This is a genomic window from Desulfuromonas sp. (assembly GCA_002869615.1).
Classification (GTDB): domain Bacteria; phylum Desulfobacterota; class Desulfuromonadia; order Desulfuromonadales; family UBA2294; genus BM707.
This window is the reverse complement of the sequence record PKUH01000099.1, coordinates 44,229-57,357: the sequence shown is the minus strand read 5'-3', so window position 1 is coordinate 57,357 and position 13,129 is coordinate 44,229. Positions and strand designations below refer to the sequence as shown.

Annotated in this window: 12 protein-coding genes; 6 read left to right on the top strand and 6 right to left on the bottom strand. The window is 52.9% G+C overall.

Translation table 11 applies throughout. From position 1 onward, the window contains the following. Positions 1–134: 134 nt before the first annotated feature. The 4 genes from C0623_10425 to C0623_10410 all read right to left on the bottom strand — a co-directional run bounded on the left by C0623_10425 (position 135) and on the right by C0623_10410 (position 4,321). Entirely contained in the window at positions 135–1,175 is a 1,041-nt protein-coding gene (locus C0623_10425) for a uroporphyrinogen decarboxylase (protein ID PLX99106.1), read from the bottom strand. A 258-nt stretch (positions 1,176–1,433) separates the two neighbouring features. Continuing rightward, positions 1,434–2,543: a radical SAM/SPASM domain-containing protein gene (locus tag C0623_10420; GenBank protein ID PLX99105.1), complete on the bottom strand. Its 1,110-nt coding sequence runs from the start codon at positions 2,541–2,543 to the stop codon at positions 1,434–1,436. 99 nt (positions 2,544–2,642) lie between these two features. After that, positions 2,643–3,371: a DNA-binding response regulator gene (locus C0623_10415; protein ID PLX99104.1), complete on the bottom strand. Its 729-nt coding sequence runs from the start codon at positions 3,369–3,371 to the stop codon at positions 2,643–2,645. Then, complete coding sequence (locus C0623_10410; protein ID PLX99103.1) at positions 3,371–4,321, bottom strand: sensor histidine kinase; 951 nt, start codon at positions 4,319–4,321, stop codon at positions 3,371–3,373. Before C0623_10410 ends, C0623_10415 begins: the two co-directional genes overlap by 1 nt. 124 nt (positions 4,322–4,445) lie before the next feature. Between C0623_10410 and C0623_10405 the strand changes: the two genes are divergently transcribed. Then, positions 4,446–5,525 carry a nitronate monooxygenase gene (locus C0623_10405; GenBank protein ID PLX99102.1) on the top strand — a complete coding sequence of 360 codons (1,080 nt, stop codon included), beginning with the start codon at positions 4,446–4,448 and terminating at the stop codon, positions 5,523–5,525. 1,219 nt (positions 5,526–6,744) lie between these two features. Here C0623_10405 and C0623_10400 read toward each other — a convergent pair. Beyond that, complete coding sequence (locus C0623_10400; protein ID PLX99101.1) at positions 6,745–7,311, bottom strand: hypothetical protein; 567 nt, start codon at positions 7,309–7,311, stop codon at positions 6,745–6,747. Between the two features lie 146 nt (positions 7,312–7,457). On the opposite strand from C0623_10400, the gene C0623_10395 reads away from it, so the two are divergent. The 5 genes from C0623_10395 to C0623_10375 all read left to right on the top strand — a co-directional run bounded on the left by C0623_10395 (position 7,458) and on the right by C0623_10375 (position 11,276). Further along, positions 7,458–8,450: an NADPH:quinone oxidoreductase gene (locus C0623_10395; protein PLX99100.1), complete on the top strand. Its 993-nt coding sequence runs from the start codon at positions 7,458–7,460 to the stop codon at positions 8,448–8,450. Positions 8,451–8,651: 201 nt separating this feature from the next. Next, on the top strand, positions 8,652–8,984 hold the full coding sequence (locus C0623_10390; protein ID PLX99099.1) for a hypothetical protein: 333 nt from the start codon (positions 8,652–8,654) through the stop codon (positions 8,982–8,984). A gap of 187 nt (positions 8,985–9,171) precedes the next feature. Further along, on the top strand, positions 9,172–9,987 hold the full coding sequence (locus C0623_10385) for a hypothetical protein (GenBank protein ID PLX99098.1): 816 nt from the start codon (positions 9,172–9,174) through the stop codon (positions 9,985–9,987). A 74-nt stretch (positions 9,988–10,061) separates the two neighbouring features. Next, a complete protein-coding gene (locus tag C0623_10380; GenBank protein PLX99097.1) occupies positions 10,062–10,568 on the top strand; it encodes a shikimate kinase in 507 nt (168 codons plus the stop codon). Between the two features lie 6 nt (positions 10,569–10,574). Beyond that, on the top strand, positions 10,575–11,276 hold the full coding sequence (locus C0623_10375; GenBank protein PLX99096.1) for a hypothetical protein: 702 nt from the start codon (positions 10,575–10,577) through the stop codon (positions 11,274–11,276). An 18-nt stretch (positions 11,277–11,294) separates the two neighbouring features. On the opposite strand, the gene C0623_10370 is transcribed toward C0623_10375, so the two are convergent. Further along, positions 11,295–13,124, bottom strand: coding sequence for an excinuclease ABC subunit C (locus tag C0623_10370; GenBank protein ID PLX99095.1), 1,830 nt, complete (start codon positions 13,122–13,124; stop codon positions 11,295–11,297). Positions 13,125–13,129: the final 5 nt, after the last annotated feature.

Sequence of the window (13,129 nt, the reverse complement as noted above, 5' to 3'; positions counted from 1 at the left end):
AGTAAAAAGCTAATTAACGGAGAGGTGGAGAGAGACAAGAGGTGCGGAGAGAAATCTCACTCCCCGGCATAACCCAAAAAGCATTCTCTCCGTTCTCTCCAACTCTGCATCTCTCCGTTAAAAAATAATCTCGGCTACTTCTTGCCGGACAGACGATGGACACACTCAACCATGTGAATCGCATTCTCCGGCGGTACCGTCGGCAGGATACCGTGACCGAGGTTAAAAATGAAGCCCGGCCGGCCGGCATTCTCGTCGAGAATCCGCTGCACCTCGCGCTCGATATGATCCTTCGGCGCGTAGAGGACGGTCGGATCGAGGTTGCCCTGAACGGCAATGTCGGGTCCGAGGATGTCGCGCGCCTTGCCGAGGTTGACATGCCAGTCGAGACCAACCACGTCGGAACCGGCTTCCTTGACCAGTTCGAGCATGGTACCACTACCCTTGACGAAGTAGATGATCGGAATTCCGTCGCGGTTCAGACCATCAATCAGCTCTTTAACGTACGGCAGGATGTAACGTTCGAAATCGTGCGGCGCCAAAAGGCCGCCCCAGGTATCGAAAATCTGGATCGCCTGAGCCCCTGCTTCGATCTGCATGTTGAGATAACGCCGGTCCATCTCGGTGACCTTCTTCATCAGGGCATCGTAGAGCGGGAAGTCGGAGTACATCATCTGCTTGAGTGAAGCGAAGTCTTTACTCCCCTTCCCCTCAACCATGTAGCAGGCCAGGGTAAAAGGTGCGCCGCCAAAGCCGATCAGCGGCACCCGGTTTTCAAAGGCAACGCGGAGGCGCTTGATGATTTCGGGAACATAGGAAACCGCTTGCGCCATATCGTCCGGAACGACCAGGGCATCGACATCGGCCGCAGTCCGAACCGGATTTTCGAAGACCGGCCCCGGCACGAAATCGAGTTTCAACCCCATCGGCTCGACTGGGGTCAGGATATCGGAGAAAAGAATCGCCGCGTCGGCATCGAGGATATCAATCGGCTGGATGGTTACTTCGGCGGCCCGCGCCGGATCCTTGCAGAGATCAAGGAAAGTGCCGCCCCCCTTGGCGCGAACATCCTTGTAGCACTGCAGGTAACGGCCGGCCTGACGCATCAGCCAGACGGGGACATAATCGGTCGGCTGACACCAGCACGCCTTGAGAAAAGTGTAATCTTTAGACATTGGAATCTCCTTGAATTCAAATCTGTTTCACGCCCGTTCGCTTCCGCTCACTCAAGACGCCAAGGCGCAAAGAGAAGAAACATTATGACGTAAAATTAGGCAAAGTATAGAAATTTGGTTCCACGCTTTCGCGGAAGTAACAACCTTATAAACAAAAAGGATGAAGACTTTTTAGTTTACGTGTCTCGGATTTATCGCTAAATCTGCCTTTGGTTTTCTTGGCGTCTTTACGCCTTTGCGTGAGGCAGGTTCTCCGGTTTATTTCGGAGCGAGTTCCTTCGCCTCCTCTTCCATCCGCTTACGGGTGCGGTTCGGAATATAGTTACAGAACGGCTCTTCCGCCATGTAATCACCATAGACTGCGTCGGCCCGGGCCCGACAACCGCCGCAGACATTCATGAATTCGCACTCGCCGCACTTGCCGCCGTACTTTTTGAAGTCCCGCAGATCATTGAAGGTCTTGGAATTATACCAGAGCTCCTTGAACGGAATTTGCTTGACGTTGCCAACCGAGGAGTGGAAGTAGGAACAGGGTTTGAGATTGCCGAAGCAGTCGATCAGACAGATCGTCTGAGCGGCGATGCAACCCTTGCCGCCGCCGGTCGAGAAGGTCAGGCTGCGGCGTTTGAAGTCAACTCCCTCGGCTTTGGCCATCTGCGGCACAATGCGGTAGTAATGCGGCGCACAGGTCGGCCGCATCAGGATGTCGTCTTCGTTTTTCTCCTGTTCATAATGCCAGGAAAGTATCTCCTCGTAGTCATCGGCCGAGATTAATTCGCTCATGATCTCTTCGCCACGACCGGTTGGAACAATCATGAACATGTACCAGGCGGTGGCGCCGAGTTCCTTGGCCCGCTTGAAAGTCGCACCGATATCGTGTTGATTCCGCTTGGTGAAGGATGAATTAATCAAAAATTTGATGCCGTTTCGGGTCAGCGTTTCGGCGGCCCGAACCACGCCTTCATAGGCGCCCGGGCAGGCCCGGAAATCGTCGTGGGTTTCAGCGGTCGAGCCATCCAGCGAAAGTGAGACCATCTTGATATCGGCCTTTTTCATCTGCTGGCAGACTTCGTCGGTGACCAGGGTTCCGTTGGTCGCCATGCACATGCGCAGACCCTTGCTGGTACCATATTCGGCGATTTCGAAAATATCATCGCGCAACAGCGGTTCACCACCGGAGAGGACCATAACCGGCTGCGAGACTTCGCAGATATCATCAATCAGCTTCTTGGCTTCCTCGGTTGTAAAATCACCCTTGGCTGCGTCCATGTCGGATGAGCAGCGGCAATGAACACACTGCAGATTGCAGCGCTGGGTCGATTCCCAGGCCAGCCACTTCGGGATAAATTCTGCTTCCTGTTTTGCCATTACAACTCCTTATTTTAAAAATGTTGCATAAGTTTTAAATTGTACAACAGGCGGGCTTGCCAAAACAAGAGTTGAGACGCCTCTGCTCATTATTTCAATTCAAGCCGAGGAAAGACTGCTCGCATTTTTTTCATCCTTAACAAACCGGTAGCCGCGGCCGCGAATGGTCTGGAAGTGCTTCGGTGAAGATGGATCTTTTTCGAAGTATTTGCGCAAACGCACGATGAAATTATCAAGGGTCCGGGTTTCGGTTTTCGGATCCATCCCCCACGCGGCTTCAAGCAGATCGCTTCGGCTGATGATCTCCCCCTCTCTGCGGAAAAAGGCCCGGAGCAGCTTGACTTCGTGCTCGGTCAGGGATATTTCACCTTCGGCCGTCATCGCTCTGCCTTCGTGAAGGTTGACTTCGTTGCATCCAAAAACGTAGTGCTGCTCCGGCGCCGCCTGCGGCCGGTACCAGGCCGAGCGACGTAGCATCCCTTTGACCCGGAGAAGGAATTCATCGAGATTGAAAGGCTTGGTCAGGTAGTCATCAGCTCCGGCCGACAACCCCTCGATACGGTCCTTGTCCTCCGAACGGGCGGTCAACATCAGTATCGGTAGCTTTGGATCGAGCTTTCGAATCTGGCGACAAACCTCGTGGCCATCGATGCCCGGGAGCATGATATCGAGGATAACCAGGGCAAACGGCTGCTGCCAGAGCTGTTCGAGAGCCACCTCCCCTTTTTCCGCGTGGGTCACCTGGTAGCCCTCGGCTTCAAGATTGTAAATCAGGCCGCTGGCGATATGTGGTTCATCTTCAACCAGCAGAAGATGTGCCTGGCTCATCATTTTTCCTCATCTCTGGCGTCCAGGGGAAGCTGGATATGAACCGCCGTGCCCCGGTTCGGGCCGGGGCTCTCAAGCCAGGTTTTGCCTTTATGCAGACGGACGATCGCCTTGGTAATAAAAAGTCCGAGCCCGGTCCCCTTGATCGTTTCGCTCCCTTTCATCCCCCGGTAAAACATCCGGAATACCTTTTTCTGCTCATTCTCGACAATTCCACGACCCTGATCGGAAATAACAAAATGAGCATATCGACCATCTTTTTTCAATTCAACTTTCAGCTCAGGGGAATCGGGAGAATAAAGAATCGCATTTTCGAGCAGGTTCCGAAAAACGATTTCGATCGATTCGCCTTCAATCCGGGCATAGAGACCCGGCTCGATGTCGATTTCCATGGTTCCGGCCCTCGGCAGTGAATATTGCAGAGGACGAAAATACCCCAACACAAACTCTGAAAAATCAACATTTTTCAAAGAAAGTTTGATGCCGCGCTGTTCAAGGCGATTGGCCGACAAAAGATTATTGATCAAGGCGCTCAGACGATCTGTGTCGGACAACATGTTATCGAGAAAGGTTTCAAGCTTCAGCGGCGGTGGCGGATTACGCCGGATTGTTTCTATATGCAGCTGCAATGATGCGAGCGGCGATTTAAGCTCGTGGGTCACCTGGGAGATGAAATCGCGCTTGGCCTTCAGTAGCGCCGACTGCCGCCGCCAGTAGAGATAAATGACATAGACACCGACCAGGATGGCTGCAAGCAGAACCAGCCCCTCGACCAGAATAAACCAGTCGGTTCCTTCCGGCATCACATGGCTGTATTTTTCAGCCAGCTCACGGACCTGCCAGTGTCGCTCCATGAACCAGCGGATCCAGAAAAAAACGACAACCAGCCAGACCAGTTGAATCCCGATAAAAGCTATTACCGGATTAAAAAGACGCTTGATAAATTTCATGACTCATTCTTTAACATTCAAGCCCGTCGATCGACAAGGGAAAAGGTTTTACAGAATTATTACATTTGCAAACCGGCAGTCCTGATAAAATCACGGTAGCAAGGAGCAGTAAGGAGGAAATAGCATGAGTTTAACTATCGGAAAATATACAGTCCCGTATCCGCTGATCCAGGGCGGTATGGGGGTTCGCGTCTCCGGAGCCCGGCTGGCCAGCGCCGTCGCCCGGGCCGGTGGGATCGGCCTTGTTGCCAGCGCCGGCCTGGCTGTCAACAGCCCGCATTACAATGGTCGCAACTATTTCGCGGCCGAGCCGCTCGCCCTCAAGGACGAGCTGGAAAAAGCCCGCGAGCTCGCCCCCGACGGTGTTATCGGCGTTAACTGCATGGTCGCCACAACCAATTATGACGACATGATCAAGGCGGCCTGTAAGTATGGTGCGCAGCTGATCGTCTCGGGTGCCGGTCTGCCGCTCAATCTTCCCGGACTGACTGCCGACTATCCGGACGTAGCCCTGGTGCCGATCGTCTCTTCAGTCAAGGCAGCACAACTGATCGCCCGCAAATGGAAAAAAGGATTTGACCGCCTGCCCGATGCGGTTGTCGTTGAAGATCCGGATACCGCCGGTGGCCATCTCGGTGAAAAACCGGAAAACATCGGAACCGGCCAATACGATCAATATGAAACAGTGCGGCGGGTCAAGGCCTACTTCCGCGATGAATGGGATCTTGATATACCGATAATAGCTGCCGGTGGGGTCTGGAGTCGCGAAGACTTTCAATACGCGCTCGATCAGGGTGCCGATGGCGTTCAGATGGCGACCCGGTTCGTTACCACCGAAGAGTGCGACGCCGCCGACGCATTCAAGCAATTCTACCTCAACTGCAAAAAGGATGATATTGGCCTGATCATGAGCCCCGCCGGGCTCCCGGGAAGAGCTATTATCAAGAATTTTGAAAAGGTTCGTCAACGGGATGTCGATCTCAACGTATCCTGCCCATCGAATTGCCTGCGTAAGTGCACCTACAAGGAGAACCGGGAACGCTTCTGTATTGTTCACGCTCTTGACCGGGCCCAGCGCGGCGATGTCGAAACAGGGATTGTCTTTTGCGGCACCAATGCGTGGAAAGCAAACAAGATTGAGACAGTCCAGGAAATTTTCGACGATCTTTTTCCGGTGGAAACTGATGAGGCAGTCAACCATTAAGTGATAGCAACCATAGTTGTTCAATTATTTAAAAGGCGAGCTGAAAAGCTCGCCTTTTTTCTTCAGGCCAGAGGACACTTCCCTGAACTTCTGGTAGTGTCCCATCTAACCTGGGGACGCCACAAAAAAACCAATCAAGGTCGCCGGTATCGCCCGGCTTGCTCCTTTCTTTTCTTACCTGTCCTGAGCCAGTCGAAGGGCTTGTCCAAGAAAAGAAAGCAAAAGAATGACACCCCAGCTCACCCGCCTGATGATCAGGTTCCCTCACTGCGCAGATTTCAATCCGTCAGTCACTGGCGTTACCTGAACGCCGGATTGAAATCTGCTCGCTCGGCGGTCTTACATATAAGAAAGCTGTAAGTTTTAAGCTGTCAGCTGTCAGAAAAAACCAGGAAAAGTCTCAAAACCTTAAAAGCAAAGCCTTTGACTCACCCGTGGAGCTCTTGAGGTCGCCTCCGGTAGCGCGATCATTGAACCTCAGCCCGACCGCAACCGCCACAGCGACGAACTGCGTTTGCCTCAAGGCAAACTCCCTGGCAGCAAAGTTGAACAGAAGCAATTCAGATCAAAAAAAGCCCCCTGCAAGGGAGCGGTTTCTTTGGTTCGTTTCTTTATCGCTCAATAAAGAAATGAACCCGGCTGCCGGGCCGGGACCCGGCGGTTCTTCTGTATTCAGTGTTCTATGTCCTGGCTACTGTCTTCAGGTCAGGGGCCACTTCCCTGTAATTCGGGTAGTGTCCCCGTCAGCTTTTCGACTCCGATCACCTGTCCTGAGCTATCTTGTACTGAGCTCGCCGAAGTAGACGAAGGGGGAATCCATAGATGATTTTGACTCACCCATGGAGCTCTTGAGGTCGCCCCTTGGCACCGCGTTCACTGAACCGAAGCCCGACCGCAACCGCCACGAAGACATGCCGTGTTTGCTTCAAGGCAAACTCTCCAGTAACACAGTTGAACAGAAGAAATCAGAAAAAAATAAAAAAGCCCCTGCAAGGGAGCCGTTTTCTGCATACTCTTCTATAACTCAATAAAAGAGTATGGCGGAGTGCGCGGCCGCGACCGCGCGGTTCTTCCTGTCTTCAGTATCTATGGACACTCCCCTGAACTGCGGGGAGTGTCCCTATCCAACAATGTCCCCTTGGACGACAGAGGGCACGCCCGCGCAACTTAGTACCTTTAGGCACGTGGAGGACCTAATCAACACGGAGCCAACCCTCCCTTAATTCCTGTCAATCAACGCCCGCATCAGCTTTGCCCCGTAATGTCCGAGCAACGTCACGCAGCCAAGCATCAACAGGATCAGAACGAGATAGAGAACCATCATGCCGCCACCTTCCTGCATAAGTTCCGGTTGCCGGGTGCGGATCGCCACCGTCACAATCGTGAGAACGACAAGAGTTGATGCGAGTACGATCTTCTTCTTGAAGATCGCCGCCATCTGCCCATCGAATTTTCTTTTCCAGTCACGCAGCCCGGTCGCAAAGGTGATCGGGACGGTACAGAGGACAACCACAAGGAGATAGAATGCCGCGGTGTCAAAGGAACCGATGTCGGACACCAGGGCAATAAAAACAAAAAGAGCCAGGGTCGGCAGCAGGGCGTTCGGAAAATGGACCGTCACCGGATGTGGCTCAAAAAGCTCAACCATCTCGCGCAGCAGACTGACCTTCGGTTCTTCGAGCGCGACAAATTTATCCGATTCCGCTCCGCAGATCGGACAGTTCTCTGGAGGCTCCTCGCCCTCATGAATGTAACCGCAAACCGTACAACGCCACTTTGTCACCATAAAGATCTCCTTCATGAAATTATTCCAAGCATTATAACCGATAAGCGGAACAAAAAAACAATGGGTTGAATCATTCGGCGATTATCCTATAATCTTGGTTCACTTTTAGCTATGAAATTGTTTCCGATGAGAGAGGAGTTTTACCAATGAAAGCTGTGTTGATAGACGAATTCGGCGGCGTCGATGTCCTGAAAGTCGGCGAAGCCGAAAAGCCGCGCCCGAAAGAAGGTGAAGTTCTGGTCAAGGTTGTCGCCACCTCGATCAACCGACCCGACCTGGTTCAACGCCAGGGCAATTATCCACCACCACCGGGCGACTCGGAGATTCTCGGCCTTGAAGTCGCCGGTACCATTGAAGCGCTGGGCGAGGGTGTGACCGGCTGGAAGGCCGGCGACCGGGTGATCTCGCTGGTTGGCGGCGGCGGTTACGCCGAGTACGCAGTGGCATATGCCGACCACCTGATGCCGATTCCCGAATCGATGACATTTGAAGAAGCAGCCTGTGTCTGTGAATCGTATATCACGGCCTTCCTCAATGTCTTCATGATCGGCGACCTGCAGGATGGGCAAACAGCGATCCTGCACGGCGGCGGTGGCGGCGTTAATACCGCGGCGATTCAGTTGGCCAAGGCCCTGACCCCGAACGCCAAATTGATCGTCACGGCGCATCCGGACAAGATGGAGCGGGTCAGGAAGCTCGGCGCCGACCTGGTCATTGATTACACCGAAAACCCTGACTTCACCGATATTATCAAGGAGTACACCGGTAAGAAAGGTGTCGATGTCATCCTTGATCATGTCGGAGCCAAGTACCTCAAGCCGAACATGAACTCGCTAGCCTACAAAGGCAAACTGGTGGTGATCGGCGTTATTTCCGGTATCAAGGCCGAACTGAATCTCGCCCTGATGATGGTCAAACGTCAGCAGATCATCGGTTCGGTCCTGCGCTCCCGCCCGGTTTCGGAAAAGGCCGAGATTGTCTCCGAGTTTACCCGGCGGGCGCTGCCGAAATTTGCCGACCGGAGCATCGTACCGATCATTGAAAAGGTCTTCAGCATCGACGAAATCGTTGAAGCACACCGGATGATGGAAGAGGACAAGCATTTCGGAAAAATCGTCCTGAAAATCAGCGAAGGCTGACTGCAAAGAGACATCGAAGCAAGAAGGGCTGGCAATTGCCGGCCCTTTTCTTTACTGCCCCATCGACCGGGACTCCTTGGCACCCAATCTCCTGAAGAAAAATGAGCATACCATAACATTCCTGTCAACCTCCGACCTGTTGAGGCGTCTATAGAGCAGAACCTACACTTTACGAAACAGAATACCAAAAAGGAGGTAATCATGGCAAAATGTACAATCTTTACACTGGCAGCCGTATTTGTTTTCGTCAGCGGCAGCTACGTTATGGCCGCCTATGGCGGCAGCGGTCATACGGGGACATCGTCATCGTATCGATCTCAATCCGGGACAGCCTACAAACAGAAAAACACCTACCAAAACAGTTACCAGCATCGCTATCAGGAACAACAGGACTCTGAACTGCAACAGCAGCAACGGTCGCAGTTCAGGGAGCAAAAGGTCGAGGATTCACCGGCCGGGGAGGTTGCTCACCGTGCCGACCAGGATCGTTTCCAATTAAAAACCCAAGAGCACATGCCGGAAACGGCCGATTGATCGCACTAACACGCAAAGCGTTCCGGAATCATCATTTCCAGCCCAGCAGGGAACGACGGCCAAAAATCCGTCGTTCCCTGCAATCTGCTTGACCTGCTGAACAAGACTGGCCAATGGTGCAGGAACCGGAACCTTTATTTGTCATAACGTCCGCACATTTCACCACACGGAGCAAGGGTCCCCGTAGATGAAGTCAATCCAGACCGACACTATGATCTACCTTGTCGCGCTCGTCCTCAGTTCGTTACTGGTCGCCGCAAATGCGCGAGCAAATACCCTGTTCTCTGCGGAATTGACCGGCAACTACACCGCAGGCGATTTCGGTAGTACGGACACGACCAGGACGTTCAAATCGACCCTGTTTCTTGGATATTATCCGAACGACACGATCGATTTCGGCCTGGCGCTATCACACCTTTATCTCTCCAACAGCTCGGCCGCATGGTCAGGAAATCTCTTTGTCGACCGGCGCGGATCGGGCGTTCCGGCTTCCGGCAGCACATCGAATTCGAACGAATCGGTAAACGGCCCTGGCGATATCGAATTATCAGCCAACCTGGGTCTGTGCAAAGAAACGGCTCAACGACCGGCATTTCGCTTTTTTGGAAAAGTAAAATTGCCTACGGCAGATGAAGACAAGGGACTCGGCACAGGCGAAACCGACTATACAGCCGGGATCGGCTTGAGCAAGTGGCTCGGTTCCTGGCTGATCAAGTCGGAAGGGTCCTACGTATTGCAGGGGAATAACGACCAGCTGAAGCTCGACGACTACACGACCTATGAAATCAGCCTCGGATATCTGTTCAGGCAAGAACTTCTCGGTGAAATTCGCTATTGGGGTGCAACCGAACCAGCTGGAGGAATCGGTTCCCTGGGAGAACTTCATCTGGAATTAACCAGCTGGCTTAACAGTTCTTCCGGCATTTCCCTTAACGCTGTTGCCGGGCTCACCACGGGAAGTCTTGATTATGGTTTCGGAGGGTCTGTTTTCGTCAACTTCTGAAACAGTCAGTAGCAGATGCAAGCGGCTTGTTCATTTTGTTTCTCAATTTCCCGGAGAGCCGCTATAATTGCTCGATGAATCATTCGAATATCATCCTCATCGGCATGCCGGGAGCAGGAAAAAGCACGATCGGTGTCATCCTGGCCAAGCGCATCGGCTTCGATTTCATCGATACGGATCTCCTGATCCAGCGCCTTTCCGGAAAATCCCTGCAGACGATCATTAACGAGGATGGCCTCGATCATTTCCGTCGGGTCGAAGAGGAGGTGCTCCTTGGCCTCGAGACAGACAGAACCGTGATCGCTACCGGCGGTTCGGCAGTCTATAGCCCGGAGGCTATGCAGCATCTCAAGAAAAACGGCCTCGCGGTGTTCATCAACACACCCCTGCAAACCCTGCAGACACGCATTGCCGACATGTCGACCCGTGGCATGGTCATCTCACCCGGAGAAAGCTTTACCGAGCTCTTCATAGAACGTAATCCGCTCTATCACAAGTATGCCGATAGAACCGTTAATAGCCATTCCAAGACGATAGAAATCATTGCCGATGAAATTGCAACGATGCTTGCTGGCAGGTAAACCCCTGTGAATTACGCCAAATATCTCGACAAAAACAATCGGGTGACCCTGAAAACGGCCGTTGAAGACCCCGGAGCAAAGAAACTTTTCGCCACAGTCTTCGCCTACATTGTTTCGTGCCGGGGATCAAAACTTGAACTGATTTTCTTGAATTCCGACAACAATAATACTGACTACCCGTTTCAGCCCCGGCAACGGATAGAGCTTCTGGCGGAGCACAACGAAACGGGAATCAGTTGTCGCGCACTGTTTGTCAAAAGACTTTCTGACCAAAGACTGATTGTTGAGCTCTCGGGAGATCTGAACTTTTTCAATCAGCGCCGGAGCGCCAGAATCAGCTCTGAATTATGGATCGCGGTCGAAGAAAGTCACGTTTCGAAAGCGATTATCCGGGAACGCTGGGAGAGAGCAACGAGCAAGAATAAACGAACGGCAGGTGCGCCTCTAAGTGCGAATTTTTCCAGAAAAGAGATATCTTTGAGTTCAAGTGGTCTCGGAATGGAATATCCGAAACCGGTCCAACCGGGCACCTATTTTCTTATCTACCTTGCGTTTGAGAATAATGAAGAACTGATTCCGATTGCCGGTGAAGTTGTCAGATCGGAGCCGGGCCAGGACAATTCTTTTTATCTTGGCATCCACTTTGATTTCATCGAAGAAGATGATCGTCTCAGGATCCAGCAATTCGCCAAACTTTCCACCAAATAACAGCTGAATGGCGGAACATTAGTCCGCCCTGAAATAATGGTAAATCGTTTCGGCAACCTTATCCGGCAATCCGGGCATTGCCCGTAATTCCTCAAGGGATGCGGCCTTGACCTTTTTCAAACTACCGAAGTATTTCAACAGTTTTTTCCTCCGGCCCGGCCCGACCCCCGGGATTTCGTCGAGTGACGACTTCAGGGTCGCCTTTTTTCTTAACTTGCGATGATGGGTAATGGCAAAGCGGTGCGCCTCGTTCCGCAATCGTTCGAGCAGAAAAAGCTCGGGAGCGCCCGGTCGCAAGATCACCGGGTTTTTTCGGCCCGGCAGGAAAAACCTCTCCTCGGTCTTTTCAACCATCTTCCCTCTAACATTGGCCTTGACCCGACTTTTGGCAATAGCAACCAAATCAACCTGATCGGCCACGCCAAGCTCCTCGATGATCGACAGCGCCGATGATAATTGGCCTTTGCCGCCATCGAGCAACAGCATTTCCGGCAGATTGTCGTCTTCGACCCCACGCCTGAGCCGCCGTTGCAAAACTTCCGCCAGAGATGCAAAGTCGTCACTACCAACAACTGTTCGAATCAGGTAGTGCCGATATTCCCTGGTAGCCGGTTCGCCGTCCAGCAGTACCGCCATACTGCCAACGGCCTGCGCCCCCTGGATATTCGAGATATCAAAACACTCGATACGATGCGGAAACCGCTGCAAATGGAACTGGCGTCGGATCTCTTCGAGCAGCTTGAACCGCGCTTCTTTCTGACTGCCCCGCTGGCGGAAGGCTTCGGAAGCGTTTCTCCCGGCAAGAGAAACAAGCCGGGCCTTGCCGCCGCGCTGCGGAACATGCAGCGACACTTTTTTGCCCCGTCTTTCCGACAACCATTCGGCAATAACCGGGCTGTCATCAACTGCGATCGGCAGGAGAATCTCGTCTGGAAGAATAATTTCACGGGCATAAAACTGCTGCAGGAAGTTGGTCAGCAATGCCTCCTGGTCAAGTTGCCACTCGAGCGCGAAGGTCCTTTTGCCGGTCAGTTTTCCCCGTCGGATAAAGAGAACAGCGATCTCGACTTCTCCACCTTCACGATGCAGAGCGAAGACATCCTGATCAAGATCTCCCTCTTCCGAAACCTTTTGCCGCTCAACACTCTTCTCCAGTGCAACCATCTGATCCCGCAGGCGAGCCGCCTCCTCGAAGCGCAATTCCGCCGAAGCCTTGACCATCTTCTGCTCAAGCAGCGCCTTGACCTCACCTTCCCGGCCATCGAGCAGGGCAATAACGCCGTCGACATGCCGACGATAATCTTCCACGGAAATCAGGCCGTGACATGGGCCGCTGCACTGGCCAATCTGGTAATAAAGACATGGTCGGCGGCGCGCCCGGCAGGTCGACAGCGGATGATGCCGCAGCGGAAAAATCCGGTAGATATCCTTCAGGGTATTACGGATTGCACTGGCCGAAGCGTAGGGTCCGAAATAACGGGCGCCATCCTTTTTGACCTGCCGCACAATCTGCAGAGCCGGAAACTCTTGCTGCGGATCGAGGCGAACCGAAACGTAAGTTTTGTCATCGCGCAAATCGATATTGTACCGGGGACGGTGCTTCTTGATCAGGGTATTCTCGAGTAGCAGCGCTTCTTTCTCCGTATCGGTGACAATCGTTTCAACCGTCTCCGTCTTCTCCATCAGAAAACGGATATGGGCCCGCCCGTCTCCTTTGCCGGAGAAATAGGAACGCAGCCGACTCCGGAGGTTTTTCGCCTTGCCGACATAAAGGACTTTGCCGATCTTGTCCTGCATCAGGTAAACACCGGGCGCCGTCGGGAATTTTTTCGCATCGAATGTTTTCATTTATT